Here is a 17,763-nt window from a genome sequence, read left to right as displayed (position 1 = left end):
GTACTCCCAATCCATGTACGGCACCTCGCCGTGCAACCCTTAGCCACACGAGGTTTTTGCAACCATGGCCAACAAAGACAGCAACATGACCGGTCGCCAGGACACCAACAAGCAGGACGCCAACAAGACCGGCAGCCAGGGTGGAACGAAGAACCCAGGCAATTTCGCCAATGACCGCGAAAAAGCGTCCGAAGCCGGTCGCAAGGGCGGGCAGAGCTCCGGCGGCGGCAATCGCCAGAGCGAGTCCGGCCACAAGGGCGGCCGCTCGTAAGTGAGGGCACGCGGTGCCGGGTTCGCCTGGCACCGCGCACACCCCACCAGGAGGTTCCCATGCGTATCGCACCTCTGATCTGCCTGTTGGGTAGCCTGAGCCTGCTGGCTGGCTGCTTCGACCGCGACAATGACCATCCGGCGAAAGACGCCGACCCGAGCAAGCCCTCGCTGCAGATGCAGCAACCCGATTCCCCGACCAGCAACCCGTCTCCCGAAACCAAGCCCCAGAATCCATAGCGCGAGGTGACCGGCATGGTGGCGATGATCCGTGAAGGCGTGCGTTCGCAAGCCAGGCACGACATGACTGATGACGTGGCGCATCGCTACCAGGCGTTGCTGGCGGGACGCGATGCCACTGCCGAGCACTGGCTGGAAACACAACTGCGCCGTGTTCGTGACCGGGAAGACGACCTGCCGGAAGAGCCGAACCTGTTGCCCCAATGGGCCGAAAACCATGCCGCCCAGGTCGCCCACGACCATGCGCATTACCTGCGGCAGCGGCGTGAAGGAGCGCCCCGACGCTATTTCGCCACCCGCGCCCAGGCCTTGTGGTTCCTGCAGCAGGTAGCGCCGACCAAGGCGGTCGACGGTGCCTGGCTGCACGGTACCCTGCGGCACTGGCGCGACCCGCGTTACCACGGGTTGATCCGCACCTTTCTCGAAGAACTGGGCGACGGCGACCCACGCTGCAACCATGTGCTGATCTACCAGCGCCTGCTCAGCCGCCTGGGGTGCCTGCAAGGGCTGCCACTGGAGCCCTCGCGCTTCGTGCAAGGCGCCGTGCAATTGGCCCTCGGCCAGCACTGCGAGCGCTTCCTGCCCGAGGTGATCGGCTACAACCTGGGATATGAGCAGCCACCGCTGCACCTGCTGATCACCACTCATGAGCTGGCCGAACTGGGTATCGACGCCCATTACTTCCAGTTGCATGTGACCATCGACAATGCCGCCAGCGGCCATGCCCGGCGTTCGCTGGAGAGCCTGCGGATGTTGGCGCCAGCGGGCGATGAAGATTTCTATGGGCGTGTCAGGCACGGCTACCGGCTCAACGACCTGGGTCTCGACACACCTTCGCTGATCGCCAGCTTCGACCTGCAGGGCGAACTGCTCGCCGCGCTGGAGCGCAAGCGCGTGTTCGGCCAGTTCATGCACTCCGATCGCTGCCGCCTGCAAGGGCGCACCATCAACCAGTGGCTTGCCGAGCCGGGGGCGATGGCCGGGTTTCTGGAGGCCCTGCAAGCCCAGGGGTGGATCAAGCGTGACAGCGACCCGATGCAGAGCCGCTTCTGGTCACTGATCGACGGCCCCGGCGCGGCAATGTTCGGCGTGTTCAGCGCCTACGAGAAACAGCTGTGGCATGACTGGATCGCCGGTAGCTGGCAAGGGGCCGGGCGTCGTCGGGTGCCGCCAGGGCAGTGGGAACAGGCATTGGCCCTGCAGGCGGAGGCGCCCGGCCGGGCCCAGTCCTCGGAGATCGCCACGCTGATCGAGGCCATGGCCGGTAACCGGCACGCCGAACCTGCGGGCCTGCGTGCCACACGCGACTACATCGCTGCCACCGGGCTGTACCAGGGAGGGCCGCGGTGATGCAACTCGACCAGAACCAGATTCGTGCCGACGAGGCCCTGTTGCGACTGGGCTGCAGGCTGCGTGCCGACGGCTACCGTTTCACCTGCGTCACCCCGGCGACCCAGGCGCGGGTCAACGCCCGACCTCAGGCCCAACGTGCGCGTACGCTTCGAGACGTATTTGGCTGGAGCCGGCCGTTCGCGGCTTCGTTGATCAGCGCTGACGAACTGGAGCAACTGGGCACGGCCGGCGTGCTGGAGGCGCACGACGAGCTGTGGCGCAGCCGGGTGCGTTGGTCGAGCCTGGATGACCTGTTGCTGGTGCATTCGGCCTGGCCGACGGAGAGCAGCGACGCGGTGTTCTTCGGGCCGGACAGCTACCGCTTCGCCCAGTTGATCGAGGATCACCTGCGGAACAGCCCCCGGCGCGTGCAGCACGCCGTCGATATTGGCTGCGGCAGCGGCATCGGCGCGTTGCTTATTGCCCGGGCCGCACGCCATGCGCAGGTCAGCGCGCTGGACATCAATCCGCTGGCGCTGCGCTACACTGCCGTCAACGCCGCCCTGGCCGGGCTGGCCAATGTGTCGGTCGAGCCCAGCGACCTGCTCACGGGCATCACCGGCACCTTCGACCTGATCGTCGCCAACCCGCCTTATATGCTCGATGCCAGCCAGCGCGTCTACCGCCACGGCGGCGGGGCGCTCGGCGCCGATCTGTCGCTGCGTATCGTCGAGCAGGCCTGTGAGCGCCTGACACCGGGCGGCACATTGCTGCTGTACACCGGGGTGGCGATCGTCGAAGGGCGCGATGCGTTGCTCGAAGCGGTCCGCCTGCGCCTGGCCGGCCCTGACTTGAGCTGGCACTACCGGGAGCTGGACCCGGATGTGTTCGGCGAGCAGTTGCTCGAGCCCGGCTATGAACTGGTCGAGCGCATCGCCGCCGTGGCCCTTACCGTCACCCGCCGCGGCGGATGAGCCCATGGGGCGGCCCTGCACGTTCGGCATCGAGGAGGAGTACCTGCTGGTGGCGCTGGACAGTGGCCGGGTGCTGTCCTCACCGTCGGCGGCACTGACCCATCTGTGCCGTGAGGTGCTGGGGCCGTGTTTCGCCGAAGAGATGTTCCGCAGCCAGATCGAGCTGGCCTCGCCGGTGTTCGACACGCTGCACCAGGCCCGCACCTTCTTTACCGAGCATCGCCAGCGCCTGAGCCAGGCGCTGGCCGCCGAGGGGGCTGGTCTGTACTGTGCGGCAAGCCACTCCAGCGCCCACTGGCTGCGCCAGCATCCACGCGCAACGCCGCACTTTCGCCAGTTGTTCGACGACTACCGGCTGGTGGCCCGGCGCAGCTTGTTGAACGGCCTGCACGTGCATGTCGGGGTGCCACCGGGCCTGGATCGCATGCAGGTGATCAACCGGGTCCTGTACTGGCTGCCCTTGCTGTTGTCGCTCAGCACCTCATCTCCCTACTGGGGCGGCCAGGACACCGGCTACATGAGCTACCGCCGCGTGGTGTGCGGGGAATGGCCGCACATGGGCCTGCCGGAACCGCTGCCGGACTGGAGCGCCTACGAGCGTTATCGGGCGCTTTTGCAACGCACCGGCACGTTGGCCGAGGACGGCGACTTCTGGTGGGCGATCAGACCTTCGCGGCGCTTTCCGACTGTCGAACTGCGCATCTGCGACGGCTGTCCGCGGCTGGAGGATGCCTTGGCAATTGCCGGCCTGTTTCGCCATCTCGTCGAGCATGCGCTGGGGCGGCACGCTGGCGCCTCCAGCCGGGAAATGCGCTGGATCACCCAGGAGAACTACTGGCGCGCCATGCGTCATGGCCGTCTTGCCACCTTCATTGGTGTTGATGACCAGCAGCCGGTGAATGCCGAAGTCTGGCTGACGCAGTTACAGACGCAATGCCCGGCCGACACTGCCGATGCCGAGCGTTCTTTCCTGCACGCCCGGCGCATCCTGCGCGACGGCAGCAGTGCCGATCGCCAGCGCCAAGCCTATGGGTTGGCCCGCGAGCAAGGCCTGGATGAGGGTTTGGCAATGCGCAGCGTGGTCAGGCAGGTGATGGACGACCACCTGTCGGCGATGGGCCCAGCTTGAGCAAACCATCCATCAGCCGGTTGCCTCGAAACTTGTGTGGTCCTCGTGCGGTGCCAGACCGCTTCCACGTGACGAACAGGACCTGTATGCGGGCTTGCCCCGCGCCAGACCTTACCCAGCCATTACCCGAAGGAGTCCAGCCGATGCCCCGCAAGCCCCAGGACCAGTTCACCCTGCAGAACCCCCTGACCCAGTATCCGCATCCGCCATTCCCCGCCCAGCATCAACCGGCCCCAGGCCTGGATGCGCACATGCAACCCAAGCCCGACCACGGCGAAACCACCTACAAGGGCTTCGGCCGCCTGGCCGGCCGGCGCGCCCTGATCACCGGCGCCGATTCGGGTATCGGCCGGGCCGTGGCCATTGCTTTCGCCCGGGAGGGCGCCGACATCGCCCTCAATTATTTGCCGACCGAGGAGCGCGACGCCCGCGAAGTGGTGCAGCTTATCGAGGCCGAGGGGCGCAAGGCCGTGGCGTTGCCCGGCGACCTGAAGGATCCGCGCTTCTGCGGCCAGCTGGTCGACCAGGCTCACGAACGGCTCGGCGGGCTCGACATCCTGGTGAATGTCGCCGGCAAGCAGGAAGCACGCAAGGATATCGGGCAGATCACCCACGAGCAGTTCGACCATACGCTGAAGACCAACGTCTACGCGCTGTTCTGGCTGTGTCAGGCCGCCGTGCCGCTGATGCCGGCCGGGGCGACCATCATCAACACCGCGTCGATCCAGTCCTACCAGCCATCGGCCACGCTGCTCGACTATGCCACCACCAAGGCCGCCATCGTCGCCTTCACCAAGGCCCTGGCCAAGCAGGTGATCGAGCGCGGCATCCGGGTCAACGCGGTGGCCCCCGGGCCGATCTGGACCGTGCTGCAGCCCAGTGGCGGGCAGCCACCGGAGAAGATCCCCGACTTCGGCGGGCACACGCCGATGAAACGCCCGGGCCAGCCCGCCGAGTGCGCGCCGTTGTACGTGCTGCTGGCCAGCCAGGAGTCGAGCTACATCACCGGCGAGATTTTCGGCGTCACCGGGGGCAATCCGCTGCCGTAGGGCAAAGCCGAATAAACCTTCCGCGCGCCGCGCAGTCAGTCCTTGTAAGCGCCCCGTCGATGTGGGCCAAGGAGGTGGCTGATGAAACTCGTCTGCCTGCTGCGTGGCTGCCAATGGCGCAGCCTGTTGATCCATGAAGTCGCCGGGCTGCAATGCCACTGCTGCGAACGCTGCGGTGCGTTGCGTTACAGCCAGCCCGGCCTGACCCCGAACACTTAGGAGCCAACCATGGCCAGGGCGATCTGGAAAGGCGCGATCAGTTTCGGTCTGGTGCACATCCCGGTGTCCCTCAACACCGCCGTGCGCAGCGAGCGGGTGGATTTCGACTGGCTGGACAAGCGCAGCATGGAACCGGTCGGCTACAAGCGGGTGAACAAGGTCACCGGCAAGGAAATCGACAAGGAAAACATCGTCAAGGGCGTGGAGTACGAGAAGGGCCGTTACGTGGTGATCAGCGAGGAGGAAATCCGCAAGGCCCGGCCCGAGGCGACCCAGACCATCGATATCTTCTCGTTCGTCGAAGCCGGGGAAATCCCCCTGCAACAGTTCGACACGCCGTATTACCTGAGCCCGGACCGCCGGGGCGGCAAGGTCTACGCCTTGCTGCGCGAGACCCTGGCCAGCACCGGCAAGGTGGCCCTGGCCACGGTGGTGCTGCACACCCGCCAGCACTTGGCGCTGCTGCGCCCGCTCGACGAGGCGCTGGTGATGATCACCTTGCGCTGGCCGGAGGAAGTGCGGGGCCTGGAGACACTGGAGCTGGACAAGAGCGTGACCGACAGCAAGGTCGACAAGCGCGAGCTGGACATGGCCAAACGCCTGGTCGAGGACATGAGCGGGCCGTGGAAGCCCGATGACTACCACGACGCGTTCCGCCAGACCATCCTCGACCTGGTCGAGGAGAAGGCCAGCAAGGGCAAGATCGAGACAGTGGAGAAAGGCGAGGGCGTCACGGCGGAGAAGGGCGCGGACATCATCGACCTTACCGAGCTGCTCAAGCGCAGCCTGGGTGGCAAGAGCAAGGCGAAAAAGCCTGCGGCCAAGCGCCCACGCAAGGCGTCGTGATCCGAGCGCCGTTCTACAGGATCTGGCCTTCCAATCCGCTGAGGTAATCGCCGAATCCCTGCCGCGCCCGGCTGTCCCTGCGGCTGCTGGTGGCCACGCTGTGCCTGGCGGTCCAGACGATCTGCGCGCCGATGGCTTCCAGTGCCAGCACCAGTTGCACATCCTCGTGGGCCGGCAGCGGCTGGAAACCGCCGACCTTGGCATAGGCCTTGGCGCATACCCCAAGGTTGGCGCCGTGAATATGCCGGTGGCCTTCCATTGCCTGGTAGCGGCTGTGGTACAGCTGACGCAAGGCGGCACCCTGCCAGGGTTGCCAGCGCTCGATATGTACCGTGCCGCACACCGCGTCGGCATGCCATTGCAGCTGTGAAAGCAGCCAGTGGCCAGGCACGCGGCTGTCGGCGTCGGTGAACGCCAGCCACTGGGCGCCGCGCTCGATCATCCACGCCGCCCCCAGGCGCCGGGCAATGCCGACATTGCCGGCCTCCAGCACCAGCGTGTGCACGCCATGGCGCCTGGCGATGCGCGCGCTGGCATCGGTACAGCGATCGAGCACCACCAGCACCTCGACCTCCAGGCCTGCGGCTTCGGCCCGCGCAGCTGCCACCCCCACGGCCTTCAGGCAGTGTCCGAGGCGCCGGGCCTCGTTATGGGCGGGAATGATCACCGCGATCATGGGCAAGTCTCGTCCAGGTCGACCACCCGGGGCTGGCACGACCAGTACTCGAGCAGGAAGTCCGCCTCCTCATGGCGCAACTGCGGATACAGCGGCAGGTGCCTGGCCAGCAGGGCGTGCACTTGGCCGCCGTCCTGGGGGCAGCCGGCAATCGGATGGCGCCAGTGGCAGGCCAGCAATCCGCCGTCGCCGGCCAGGCAGGCCACGGACTGTTCAATCACCTGCAACCAGTCGGTGGGGTCGAGGTAGTAGCCGATCTCGCTGAGCACGATCAGGTCGAACTGCCCGCCCGGCCAATCGCCCGGCAGGTGCCCCTGTTCGACGCGGGCATGATCGACCCCTGCCAAGCGTTGCCGGGCCAGCCTGACGGCAGTGGCGTCGATGTCCTGGCACAGCAGGCTGGCGCAGCGCTCGGCCAGCAGCACGCTCAGCTCGCCGTTGGCGCAGGCCGGCTCGAACACCCGGCCGTAGCACTGGCTGGGCAGGCTGGCCATCGTCAGGTCGCGCTTGCGACGTTCGTACCAGCGGGTGCGAAAGGCCCAGGGATCGTCGTTGCCGGCATACAGGTCGGCGAAATACTGCGCGTCGAGGCTCATGGCGACTCCATTACAGGAAGACCAGTTCGAAAGGCTGCAACAGGCAGGTCTGCAGGGTGACGGGCAGCACCGGAGGATGCTCCCCGTCTGGCTGCAACTGGCTGGCGTGGGCGGCCAAGGCCTGGCGTTTGCGCGCCAGGCGGGTGTCGTCGAGCTGTACCCGATGGGCCTGTGGCCAGGGCAGGCGCGGGTCATCGGGCGTGGCCCAATGCCACGCCCACACCGGGACCTCGGCCAATTGTACCCGGCGTGCCTGGGCCGCCTGGGCAGCAGCGCGGCCGGCCGCCTCGTGGTCGCAGTGGCCGTCACCGCGCCAGGTGGTCAGCAGCAGGTCGTCCGGTTCGAGCAGTTGCTCCAGGTAGTTGGCCAGGAACGCTTCATCGCGGGGCAGGGCGCCGTCCTTGAGGTTCAGGCGCCGCCAGTCCAGGCGGTTGAGGTCCAGATCAAGCTGTTGCAGGGCGTGCCGGCTTTCCTGGGGGCGCTGGTGGCGCAGACGGTGCTCGGTCCAGTGGGCGGAATGGGGATGGCTGCCTTCGCCGTTGGTGGTGGAAATCAGCACCAGGTCCTGCTCGCGCCCGTGGAAACCGGCCAGCAGTCCGCCGGCCATGAGGATTTCATCGTCCGGGTGGGGGGCCAGCAACACCAGGCGCCGGCCGGGCGGACAGACCTGTTCGGGCTTGAGCCACTTGGCGCGGGCCAGGTGCGCGGATTGCTGCCAGTCGCGCCAAGGGGTGCCGGCAGCCGCCTGGATACGGTTCTCGCTCATAGCTGCCAGGCTCCCGCCGGCATGCCGGTCACTTGCCTGCCCAGTTCGGCCAGATCGCGTTCGGCATGGCTCTGGCGCAGGTAGACCGGCAGGTCGGCGCTGAGCCGGGCGAAATGACTGCTGCGACAGAAGGGCGTGGCACCCAGCGCCCTGCCGACATGGCGGATCACCTGCTCGACCGCCTGTTCGACCTGGGCGCGGGCGCGGCGCACTTCGAAGCTGGCGTCGGCATGGGGCTGCTGGTCGATCCAGGCGGCGCATTCGCGAAGCGCGGCGCGGGCGCCGTACAAGGCGGCATCCACCGCTCCCAGATGGGCATCGGCGTGCGGATCGGGCCGAGGCATGCGGCAATGCTCGCGCAGGTAGTCGGCCAGTGCCTCGGCCGCGCCGTACCAGCACGCGGCGATGCCGGCGCCGCCATGCCAGAAACCAGGACGTGCCAGGTACTGGCCGGGCAGGCCGACGGCCAGCCCGGGCGTGTCGTCGAATTCGATGCTGACGCTGGTGGTGGTGGCCATGCCCACCGCCTGCCACTGGTCGGCCTGGATGCGCTGGCTGGGGTGCGACAACTCGATGGCCACCAGCTGCGGCTGGTCATTCTCCCATGCAGTTATCAGTGCCCGGTCGATCTGCAGCGCGCCCGAGCACCAGGCCTTGCGCCCTTGCAGACGTACCTGCCCGTCGTGCCGCTCGACGATACGGGCACGGGCATCCGGCGGCTCTGCGGCCCACACGCCCCAGATCCCGTCCTGGGCGTGGTGGGCGGCACCGCATTCGGCCAGGATCGCCAAGGCATCGGTATGGCCTTCATAGAGCTTGGCCAGGGTCAGGTCGCAACCGGCTACCCGCGCGAGCGTCTGCCAGCGCTTGAGGGTCTGGCCCTGGCCGGGCAGGGGCAACAGGTCGAGGTGGTCGGCCTGCATGGCCTGCAGCAGCTCCGGCAGCAAGGTGTCGAGGTCGATGGCCTGCGGGCGGGCGCCGAAGCGGCGCAGCAGGCGGTCGAGGTTGGTCAGGTCGAAGTCCTGGATGATGCTCATGAATACGTTCCCCTTGGCCTCAGTCAATGCCCAGCTGTTTGCGCATGCGCACGGTGATGGACTGCCGGGTCTTGGCCATGTCCGCCCAAGGGTCGTCCACCTCGGCCAGCCGCGCCTGCAGATTGCCGATGTGCCACTGGTTGGCGCCTTTGAGCTGGGTCAGCTCTTCGCGCCAGATCGGCACCGACACCGCCAAGCCTTCGCGGGCACGCAGCGAATACGCCGCGACCGTTGTGGCGCCCTTGCCGTTGCGCAGGTAGTCGATGAAGATCCGCCCGACTCGGTTACGGGGCCCGGAGACGGCGCTGAGCCGATCCGGGAACAGGCCCGCCATATGCTCGACGAGGGCATGGCTGAAGTCCTTCACCTCGTCCCAACCGGCGCGGCGGGTCAGCGGCACCACCAGGTGCATGCCCTTGCCGCCACTGGTCTTGAGGAACACCTTCAGGCCCAGCTCATCGAGCAGGGTGAGGGTCAGTTGGGTCGCTTCGAGCATGGCTTTCCAGGGCAGTGCCGGATCGGGGTCGAGGTCGAGGACGAAGCGGTCGGGCTTGTCGAAATCCTTGTCGGTGGCATTCCAGGTGTGCAGTTCGAGCATGTTCATCTGCACCGCGCCCAGCAGGCTGTCGGCGCGGTTGAGCACCATCGCCGCCTGGCCGGCCTGCGCCTTGCTGTAGCTGCGCACCGCCGGGATGTGCAGCTGGCCGGCATTCTTCTGGAAGAACAGTTCGCCACCCAGTCCGTCCGGTGCGCGCACCAGCGCCACGGGGCGGTCCTTGAGCTGCGGCAGCAACCAGTCGGCGACCTGGGCGTAGTACTCGGCGACCTGGCGCTTGGTGGTGCCGGTGCTGGCGTCGACCACGCGGTCGGGGTGGGTCAGGCGCAGGCTGCCGTGGGGCTCGGCGGGTGGCTGCGCGGTGCGCTTGGCAGGCATGGCTCGCTCCAGGTCGATGGCGGTGGCGGGCTTGTCGTCGCGCAGGCCGTGGAACACCGAGTGGCGCACGATGCCTTCGCGGGTCATCTGGGCGTAGGCGACTTCGGCCAGCAGTTGCGGCTTGAGCCAATGCACGCCACAGGCCTCGGCGCCACGGGGCGGCTTGGGCAAGGCCGGCTTGTTTATTTCCAGGGGCTTGAAGCGCGCATGCAGGCTGTCCAGCGTGGTGGCGCTGAAACCGGTGCCGACCTTGCCGGCATAGCGCAGCTGGCCGCTGTCGGTGTCGTGCAGGGCCAGCAGCAGGGCGCCGAAGGCGTTGCGGCTGCCTTTGGGGTCGGTGTAGCCGACGATCACGAACTCCTGGCGCTGCTGGCACTTGAGCTTGACCCAATCACTGCTGCGCCGGCCCACGTAGGGGCTGTCGGCGCGCTTGCCGATCAGGCCTTCGAGCTTGAGGCGGCAGGCGCTGTCGAGCAGCGAGTCGACAGGCTCGGTGAAGTCGGCGGAGAACTTGAGGAGGTCCGACGGCGTGTTTTCCAGCAGTCGGGCCAGGGTGGCACGTCGCGCCTGCAGGGGTAGCGGGCGAAGGTCCTCGCCACCCAGGTACGGCAGGTCGAACAGGTAATAGGTGATGCGTTCGTCGTGCTCGGTGTCGAAGGCGTTCTGCAAAGCCTGGAAGTCGGCCACACCCTGTTCGTCGACCACCACCATCTCGCCATCGAGCCAGGCCGAATCAAGCCCCAGCGCTTTCAAGGCCTCGACCTGACGCGGCATCTTCGCACTCCAGTCGTGGCCATTGCGGGTGAACAGGCGCACATCCTCGCCTTCGATGCGGGCGAGGATGCGGTAGCCGTCGAACTTGACCTCGTAGAGCCAGTCACCGCTGGGCGGCGAATCGACCAGGGTGGCGAGTTGCGGCTGGAGTTTGTCCGGCAGGGCGACGGGGTTGGCCTTGGCCTTGCGTTTGTTGGCAGTGGCTGTTTTCGCCGGCCGGCGCGGCAGCAGTGTACGGTCGCTCAGCACACTGTCCGGCAAGGCTTCGACAATGCTGTAGTCGGTTTCGCTGCGGGCCTGGCCATCGTGGGACTTGACCAGCATCCACTGCTCCTTCTTGCCGGCCAGGTGGGTGCGGAACAGGTTCCAGACGCCCGACAGTTTCTCGCCCTGCAGACGAAAGCGCAGCTTGCCCTTGGCGTAGGCCTGGCGTGGATCGCCCTCGGGCTCCCAGACACCGCGATCCCAGACGATCACGTCACCGGCGCCGTAGTGGCCTTCGGGGATATTGCCTTCGAAATCGGCGTAGTCCAGCGGGTGATCCTCCACATGCACCGCCAGGCGGCGGACCTTGGGGTCGAGCGAGGGGCCCTTGGGAATGGCCCAGCTTTTCAGGGTGCCATCGAGTTCCAGGCGAAAGTCGTAGTGCAGGTGGCTGGCGTCGTGTTTCTGGATGCAGAACTGCAAGGCATGGGCCTTGCCCGTGCGGCCGCGCTTGCCGGCAGGCTCGGGCGTGGCATTGAAGTCGCGCTTGCGCTGGTACTCCAGCAGGGGCTTGGCCATGGCGGGCTCCGAAACGGTTCGCGGGGTCTCTAGGTTGGGAGGCGAGGGGGCTGGGCGGAGTTCAAAAAAAGCGTGGGCAGGTGCTGCCTGCAGAAACTCTGAATCATTGACTGGCAGGGGGAGTCGACCGAATGAGCCCACAAATCGGAGAGCGATCATGCCCATTCCCAGAGACCCTAAACCGGCCGTCGAGATCGACGACACGCAAGACCGCATGGGCAGTGTCCATGAACTGGATTTCAGCGAGCGCCGCGATGAGCGCCAGGGCCGGATTGGCGACGAACGACCGGCGCGGGAGGTGGAAGAGGAGTATCCACCCAGACGCGTTGCCGAAAGTGGCATGACCGGTGGCGAGGCGCTGAGTGACAGCCTGCACGAGGACAATGTCACCCTCGACGACCTGAGCCCTGACACGCTGCTGGACGAGACCGGTGCGCGCGATCCGCATGAGCCGGGTACGGCAGGCGGCCCGGCGGACCAGACCCTGCGTCATGTCGAGGCGCACGAGATCGGTGGCGGCATCGGCCTGGACGAGGCCGAACTGGCCCGCTCGGCGCCGTTGGACGGCGAGCCATGGACCGACGAGGTCACCCCTGAAGACGAGCGGAGAGAACGCTGATGAACGAGCAACGTTGTTCCTGCAACCACTGTTCCTGCACCGTGGATGCCAATGCCGTGGTCCAGGATGGCAAGGCGTACTGCTGCGAAGCGTGTGCGACGGGGCACCGTAATGGTGAGCCTTGTCGCATGGGGGATTGCAAATGTGGGGAGGTGAGTCAGCCGAAAGAGAGTAATGTCGATAACGCGTTGGATGAGACTTTTCCGGCGAGCGATCCTATTTCACCTTGATATTCAATATACAGCAGCCCTGTCATTAATTAATTCGACGATAGGGCTGCTGGTCACTACAATTACATACCTTCACCACACTAAAGCCTTCAACTCTTGCTCTTGCTCTTGCTCTTGCTCTTGCTCTTGCTCTTGCTCTTGCTCTTGCTCTGCTTTTGCTTCTAAGTGCGCGATAGTTCAGGCAACACAAATTGCGACTTCAGGAGGCCGAACGGAGGTCTTGCGAAGGGAGGTGACGGGCATGGATGCCCGTCAAGCGCTGCGCCCCAGGATGGGGCGTTCAGCGCGGTCCTCCCGGGAGCAAGGCCGGAGTGAGGGGACCCCGGAGCGAAGCGTAGGGGCCGGATGAATGGAGCGAGGATTTTTTGGTCCCTTTTTGATCCTTCAAAAAGGGACCCGCCGTAAGGGCGGAAAGGTGATTATGCGTCACCGTCGAAAATGAATGCGCATATAACTTTCAAAACACACATTGTTTAATCTCAAAGTCAAAGTCAAAGTCAAAGTCAAAGTCAAAGTCAGTCGGTATCGGTTTTTATAGTTGTAAGTGCATTCATTTGCGATGTCGACGCACAGTCACCTTTTCGCCTTTACGGCGAGTTCCTTTTTGTCGTGGCAAAAAGGAACCAAAAACCGTGCGCTCCATTCATCCGGCCCTCCGCTTCGCTCCGGGTCCCCTCACTCCGGCCTTGCTCCCGGGAGGACCGCGCTGAACGCCCCATCCTGGGGCGCAGCGCTTGACGGGCATCCATGCCCGTCACCTCCCTCCGCAAGACCTGCGTTCGGCCTCCTGAAGTCGCGAAGTTACGGGCGGCGCCTGCACTGGCGCAGCTGTCGCTAGTGGGCTTCGGGGTAGACTTCTGATCGGCAACGGCAACGGCAACGGCAACGGCAACGGCCCACGCGTTCGCGTCAATGGGTCTGCCAGATCCCATTGCTGCGTTCGCAATCACTGCGCGCCTGCCCCAGGCTTGGGGTGTCGTAGTAGTAGGTGATAATCCGCGCATCCTTGGGCACAGCCGGCCGGGTCGAGGGCTCGCCGCGCCCTGCGGCATCAGGATTGGCCAGGGTTTCCTGGGTCAGCGGGGCGATGCAGCTGCCCACGCTGCCATCAGCGCAACGCTCGACCTTGCGTTTCTGGCTGTTGAGCATCTCCTTGCTCTCGTTGCTGCACGACCAGGCGATCGCTTCAGCCGGCATGTTGCCGTAGCTGTAGCAGGTATGCTGCTGCACCGGCTTGACCGCCTCGCTGGACGAGCGGGTGACCACGTCGCAGCCCTCGGCCAGCACCTGCCCGCTGAGCAGGCAGCCCAGCAATGCCACACACACAATGAACCGCATGACGAACCTCCCGGGCCCGTGGGGCCCTCAGCGCTTGTCCAGGGCTGGCCCGGCCTGTCGGCGCAGGGCCTTGGCGCGCTTCTCCAGGATCAGGTAGGTAATCACCGCCAGCAATAGCGGGATCAGGTAGTACAGCGTCCGATACCCCAGCAATGCGGCCACCAGCGTGCCCTGGCCCAACTGTCCGTGCAGCAGGGCAAGGAACACCGCCTCCAGCACCCCCAGCCCGGCAGGAATATGCGCCACTACCCCTGCCACGCAACTGATCAGCAACACCCCCAGTACCGAGGGATAGAACAGCGCAGGCGGCAGCAGCAGGTGGATCAGCGCCGCCATCAACGCCCAGTTGCTCGCGCCCAGCGCCACTTGGCACAACGCCAGGCGCAGGCTCGGCAGGGTCACTTCATGCCCGCGCAGATGCCATGTGCGTCGCTTGGCAAATGCACAGGCGAGCAGGTAGCTCGCCGCGATCGCCACCATCAGCACACCGATCAGGCGCAAGCCGCCGGCCCCCACCGCCCAGCTTGCCGGCAACTTCACCAAGCCCAGGGCGAACACCGTGCCGGCCAGCAGCAAATAGCCCATCCAGTTGGTCAACAGACCCAGGGTGAGGATGCGGGTGATGGTCGCGGTGTCCAGCCCCAGCCGGCTGTACAGGCGGTAGCGCAGCGCCACGCCGCCGACCCAGGTGGTGAAATTGAGATTGAACGCGTAGCAGACAAACGCCACCGGCAGCACCTGACGGGCTGGCAACCGGTGACCGGTGTAGGCGCGGGCGAGCAGGTCGTAGCTGGCGAACACCAGGTAGCTGCACAGGGCCAGCAACAGGCCAAGGACCAGGGTGGAAGGTCGATAGGCCAGCAGCGACTGGCGCACCTCGTTCCAGTCCAGGTTGCGTGCCAGGGTGAACAGCAGCACCGGGATCAGCACCAGGAACAGCAGGGTGAGCAGGCGCATGCCCCAGGTCTGCCAGCGTGGCTTGGCCATCAGGTCTTGCCCCCGTTGAAGTCCGCCGGCGCTTCGCTGTCCGTCTGCAGCGACTGCAGGCGCTGCCGGTGCGCGGGGAACCAGCCGGCGATGCGCGGGAAGTAGCGGGTGATGTGAAAGCCCAGGAATATCAGCGGCGCGCGCCACCAGTAGCCACGCACCATGCGTTCCAGGGTCACGCGCTTGCAATGCGCGGCGGTCAGTTCGCTCAGGTGGCGGTACAGGCCATCGTTGAAGGCGCGGTCGCGGATCATCAGGTTGGCTTCGAGGTTGAACGACAGGCTCAGCGGGTCGAGGTTGCTCGAGCCCACGGTGGACCACTCGTCGTCCACCAGTGCCACCTTGCCGTGCAACGGGCGCTGGCAGTACTCATGGATCTGCACATTGTCGCGCAACAGGTAGTTGTAGAGCAGCCGCGACAGGGCGCGTACCCAACGCATGTCCGGTTGCCCCTGGAGGATCAGGGTCACCGCAACGCCGCGCCGTGCAGCATTGCGCAGCTCGCGCAGCAAGCGGTAGCCGGGAAAGAAATAGGCGTTGGCCACGACGATGCGTTGCCGAGCTTCACGGAAGACTTGCAGGTAGCACGCCTCGATGTCGGTGCGATGGCGGCGGTTGTCGCGTTCCACCAGTACGGCGCTGGCCGAACCTGCGACGTCACCGCCCGGCACGACCGCGCTTGGGTCACCCAGCGCGGGGGCGAGCATCCGGCAGCTGGAGGCGTGCACCTGGGCCACTACCGGGCCTGTGACTTCCACGGCGTAGTCCTGCTTGGCCTGCGGGCCGAAGTCGCCGAGATGATCGGCACTGTAGTTGATACCGCCAATGAACGCGTGCTGGCCGTCGATCACCAGGATCTTGCGGTGCAGACGCCGGAACAGGTTGGTGCGCATGCCGGCCAGACGCGGCTGCGGGTCGAATGCATGGAAGCGCACCCCGGCCTCGGTCATCGAGGCAATGAACCCGTCAGGCAGGTCGGCGGTGCCGTAGCCGTCAACCGCCACTTCCACCCGCACGCCGCGCCGCGCCGCGTCGATAAGCGCCAGGCGCAGCGGCTGGCCGACCTTGTCGTCGTAGATGATGAACGTTTCCAGGAGGATCTCCTCCCGCGCTTGGGCGATCGCCTCGAACACGCGCGGGTAGTACTGCTCGCCATTGATCAGCAGTTCGACGTGGTTGCCATCGCTCCAGGTCTGCTTCATAGCGTCACCTGCGCTACCAGCGGGGCATGGTCGGAAAGGTGGGACCACGGGTACCTCGACAACACCCGTGCCTCGCACGCCTGGGCATTGCGCAGGTAGATGCGGTCCAGGCGCAGCAGCGGCAGGCGCGCGGGAAAGCTGCGCGCCGGCCTGCCGAAGGCTTCGACCAGCGACACCGACAGCCGCGCATCGGCCTTCAGCCGCCAGTCGTTGAAGTCACCGGCGACAATGACCGGATCGTCCGGTGGCAGGCGCTCGAGCAAGGTCAGCAGCAGGTCGACCTGACGCTGGCGGTGGTCCTCGCGCAGGCCCAGGTGCACACAGATCGCGTGCACCTGCTCATGACCGGGCACTTCAAGCTGGCAGTGCAACAAGCCGCGTTCTTCATTGCCGTGAATCGACACGTCAAGGTTGTCATAGGCGCGGATCGGGAACTTGGACAGCAGTGCGTTACCATGGTCGCCATGGGGGTAGACCGCATTACGTCCGTAGGCGAACTGCGGCCACATGCTGTCGGCAAGAAATTCGTACTGCGGGGTCTGCGGCCAGGCCGGATGGCGCTCGGCATGCCGTTGGTGGCTGCCATGCACTTCCTGCAGGAACACCAGGTCGGCGCCGGTGGCGCGCACCGCCTCGCGCAGCTCCGGCAGGATGAAGCGGCGATTGAACAGGGTGAAACCCTTGTGCACGTTGAGGGTCAGCACCGTCAGGCGGTGCACGGCCGCGACCTTGTCGATGATGCGGTCAGGGGCGGGTAGGGTGCCGTTCATAGTGACTCCTGCGGCTCGACGCCAGGTTCGGTCACCAGTTCGCCGTCCAGGCCAAGCTTGCCCAGCAGGCGACGCGCATCGTAGGGGGCATGCACCTTCTGATCGTTGTCGAAGTAGCAATACACATCCCGCGAGGCGCGCTTGACCGGGGCACGACGGATGACGCGCTGGGCATCCTCCGGCTGGCCGCCGGCGGCCCAGGCCTGGATGCGCAGGCGCCAGCGACGCAGCGCGCTGGCGGTGTAGCCGCTGCTGTAGAGCTCGACATCGCCATGCAGGCGCAGGTAGACGAAATCGGCCGTGACTTCCTCGACACAGGGCCATTTGCCGGCGCTGTCGGCAACCACCAGCGCGACCTTGTGCTTGCGCAGCAAGTTGATGAAAGTGTCGCAGAGGAAGCTCGGATGGCGGATCTCCACGGCATGGCGCAAGTGCGCATTGCCACGGATGGCAGTACCACCATTGTCCTGCAGGCGTTCGGCAGCGTGCCGGGCACAGGCGCGCGTAGCCTTGCGATCGCGGGGCAGCAGGTCGAGGAAAGCGCTGAAGCGCTGGGCGTCGAACTTCATGCTCGGGGGAAACTGCCAGAGAAACGGCCCCAGCTTGTCGCCCAGCAGCAATGGCCCCGAGGCAAAGAAATTGGCCAGCGGTTCGTCGATGTCGCGCAGCCGTCGCACGTGGGTGATGTAGCGCGGCGCCTTGACCGAGAAGACGAATCCTTCAGGTGTTTCATCGCGCCACTGGCGGTAGCGCTCGGGTGTCTGCAACGCGTAGAACGAGCCATTGATCTCGATGCTGTTCACCGCCCGAGAGGCGAATGCCAGCTCATCGTCCTGGCGCAGACCCTTGGGGTAGAAGTCCTTGCGCCATGGGCCATAGCGCCAACCGGAAATACCAATGCGGATCTCGCTCACGAGGGCTCCCTTTCGTTCGTGCACTCTTGACTAGCGACCGGCATCGCGGCGTCAGGGTTCAGCGGGAATGACGAGTGG

The 17,763-nt window shown here is 65.9% G+C and carries 19 protein-coding genes and 1 pseudogene; 10 read left to right on the top strand and 10 right to left on the bottom strand.

Going from position 1 to position 17,763, the window contains the following annotated elements; all coding sequences use genetic code 11:
• Window positions 1–148: 148 nt before the first annotated feature.
• The 8 genes and pseudogenes from ACZ9C1_RS06190 to ku all read left to right on the top strand — a co-directional run.
• A pseudogene (locus ACZ9C1_RS06190) lies at window positions 149–271 on the top strand (con-10 family general stress protein); the annotation flags it as partial.
• 59 nt (window positions 272–330) lie between these two features.
• The gene (locus ACZ9C1_RS06185; RefSeq protein WP_102685338.1) at window positions 331–510 is read left to right on the top strand and encodes a hypothetical protein; all 180 of its coding nucleotides are present in this window, start codon (window positions 331–333) and stop codon (window positions 508–510) included.
• Window positions 511–534: 24 nt separating this feature from the next.
• The gene (locus ACZ9C1_RS06180; RefSeq protein WP_476254559.1) at window positions 535–1,860 is read left to right on the top strand and encodes an iron-containing redox enzyme family protein; all 1,326 of its coding nucleotides are present in this window, start codon (window positions 535–537) and stop codon (window positions 1,858–1,860) included.
• On the top strand, window positions 1,860–2,816 hold the full coding sequence (locus ACZ9C1_RS06175; protein ID WP_476253747.1) for a methyltransferase: 957 nt from the start codon (window positions 1,860–1,862) through the stop codon (window positions 2,814–2,816). Before ACZ9C1_RS06180 ends, ACZ9C1_RS06175 begins: the two co-directional genes overlap by 1 nt.
• A 4-nt stretch (window positions 2,817–2,820) precedes the next feature.
• A complete protein-coding gene (locus tag ACZ9C1_RS06170) occupies window positions 2,821–3,945 on the top strand; it encodes a carboxylate-amine ligase (RefSeq protein WP_476253746.1) in 1,125 nt (374 codons plus the stop codon).
• 143 nt (window positions 3,946–4,088) lie between these two features.
• A complete protein-coding gene (locus ACZ9C1_RS06165) occupies window positions 4,089–4,994 on the top strand; it encodes an SDR family oxidoreductase (RefSeq protein ID WP_111532327.1) in 906 nt (301 codons plus the stop codon).
• A gap of 81 nt (window positions 4,995–5,075) precedes the next feature.
• Window positions 5,076–5,213 (top strand): PSPA7_2676 family Cys-rich small protein, encoded by a 138-nt coding sequence (locus tag ACZ9C1_RS06160; protein WP_178082012.1) that lies wholly within the window; start codon window positions 5,076–5,078, stop codon window positions 5,211–5,213.
• A gap of 9 nt (window positions 5,214–5,222) precedes the next feature.
• Entirely contained in the window at window positions 5,223–6,059 is an 837-nt protein-coding gene (gene ku, locus ACZ9C1_RS06155; protein WP_198755809.1) for a non-homologous end joining protein Ku, read from the top strand.
• Window positions 6,060–6,072: 13 nt separating this feature from the next.
• Here the strand turns inward: ku and ACZ9C1_RS06150 are convergent, their stop codons facing one another.
• From ACZ9C1_RS06150 to ligD, 5 genes are read right to left on the bottom strand one after another with little or no spacing between them, the layout of a single operon-like run.
• Window positions 6,073–6,735: a glycosyltransferase gene (locus tag ACZ9C1_RS06150; protein WP_476253745.1), complete on the bottom strand. Its 663-nt coding sequence runs from the start codon at window positions 6,733–6,735 to the stop codon at window positions 6,073–6,075.
• Complete coding sequence (locus tag ACZ9C1_RS06145) at window positions 6,732–7,331, bottom strand: class I SAM-dependent methyltransferase (protein ID WP_476253744.1); 600 nt, start codon at window positions 7,329–7,331, stop codon at window positions 6,732–6,734. Before ACZ9C1_RS06145 ends, ACZ9C1_RS06150 begins: the two co-directional genes overlap by 4 nt.
• A 10-nt stretch (window positions 7,332–7,341) precedes the next feature.
• Window positions 7,342–8,097, bottom strand: coding sequence for a PIG-L deacetylase family protein (locus ACZ9C1_RS06140; RefSeq protein WP_476253743.1), 756 nt, complete (start codon window positions 8,095–8,097; stop codon window positions 7,342–7,344).
• Window positions 8,094–9,134 (bottom strand): acyl-CoA dehydrogenase family protein, encoded by a 1,041-nt coding sequence (locus ACZ9C1_RS06135; protein ID WP_110704300.1) that lies wholly within the window; start codon window positions 9,132–9,134, stop codon window positions 8,094–8,096. Before ACZ9C1_RS06135 ends, ACZ9C1_RS06140 begins: the two co-directional genes overlap by 4 nt.
• 19 nt (window positions 9,135–9,153) lie before the next feature.
• Window positions 9,154–11,625 carry a DNA ligase D gene (ligD, locus tag ACZ9C1_RS06130; protein ID WP_476253742.1) on the bottom strand — a complete coding sequence of 824 codons (2,472 nt, stop codon included), beginning with the start codon at window positions 11,623–11,625 and terminating at the stop codon, window positions 9,154–9,156.
• Between the two features lie 157 nt (window positions 11,626–11,782).
• On the opposite strand from ligD, the gene ACZ9C1_RS06125 reads away from it, so the two are divergent.
• Together ACZ9C1_RS06125 and ACZ9C1_RS06120 are read left to right on the top strand one after the other, a co-directional pair.
• Complete coding sequence (locus ACZ9C1_RS06125; RefSeq protein ID WP_102685327.1) at window positions 11,783–12,244, top strand: phosphotransferase system, HPr-related protein; 462 nt, start codon at window positions 11,783–11,785, stop codon at window positions 12,242–12,244.
• Window positions 12,244–12,474 (top strand): metallothionein, encoded by a 231-nt coding sequence (locus tag ACZ9C1_RS06120; protein WP_081941252.1) that lies wholly within the window; start codon window positions 12,244–12,246, stop codon window positions 12,472–12,474. The genes ACZ9C1_RS06125 and ACZ9C1_RS06120 overlap by 1 nt, the downstream gene beginning before the upstream one ends.
• A gap of 909 nt (window positions 12,475–13,383) precedes the next feature.
• Here ACZ9C1_RS06120 and ACZ9C1_RS06115 read toward each other — a convergent pair.
• Genes ACZ9C1_RS06115 through ACZ9C1_RS06095 form a run of 5 tightly spaced genes read right to left on the bottom strand, consistent with a single transcriptional unit; the run spans window position 13,384 to window position 17,685 of the window.
• On the bottom strand, window positions 13,384–13,812 hold the full coding sequence (locus ACZ9C1_RS06115; protein ID WP_102682058.1) for a hypothetical protein: 429 nt from the start codon (window positions 13,810–13,812) through the stop codon (window positions 13,384–13,386).
• Window positions 13,813–13,839: 27 nt separating this feature from the next.
• Window positions 13,840–14,799, bottom strand: a complete 960-nt coding sequence (locus ACZ9C1_RS06110) for a lysylphosphatidylglycerol synthase domain-containing protein (protein WP_277504216.1) — start codon at window positions 14,797–14,799, stop codon at window positions 13,840–13,842.
• A complete protein-coding gene (gene clsB / locus ACZ9C1_RS06105; protein ID WP_476253741.1) occupies window positions 14,799–16,001 on the bottom strand; it encodes a cardiolipin synthase ClsB in 1,203 nt (400 codons plus the stop codon). The genes ACZ9C1_RS06110 and clsB overlap by 1 nt, the downstream gene beginning before the upstream one ends.
• On the bottom strand, window positions 15,998–16,771 hold the full coding sequence (locus ACZ9C1_RS06100; RefSeq protein WP_111532878.1) for an endonuclease/exonuclease/phosphatase family protein: 774 nt from the start codon (window positions 16,769–16,771) through the stop codon (window positions 15,998–16,000). The genes clsB and ACZ9C1_RS06100 overlap by 4 nt, the downstream gene beginning before the upstream one ends.
• Window positions 16,768–17,685, bottom strand: a complete 918-nt coding sequence (locus ACZ9C1_RS06095) for a DUF72 domain-containing protein (RefSeq protein ID WP_476253740.1) — start codon at window positions 17,683–17,685, stop codon at window positions 16,768–16,770. The genes ACZ9C1_RS06100 and ACZ9C1_RS06095 overlap by 4 nt, the downstream gene beginning before the upstream one ends.
• Between the last annotated feature and the right edge of the window lie 78 nt (window positions 17,686–17,763).

Source organism: Pseudomonas sp. TE21435 (genome assembly GCF_056279265.1).
Note: the sequence above shows the minus strand (reverse complement) of the source record. Positions and strands in the feature narration are given on the sequence as shown.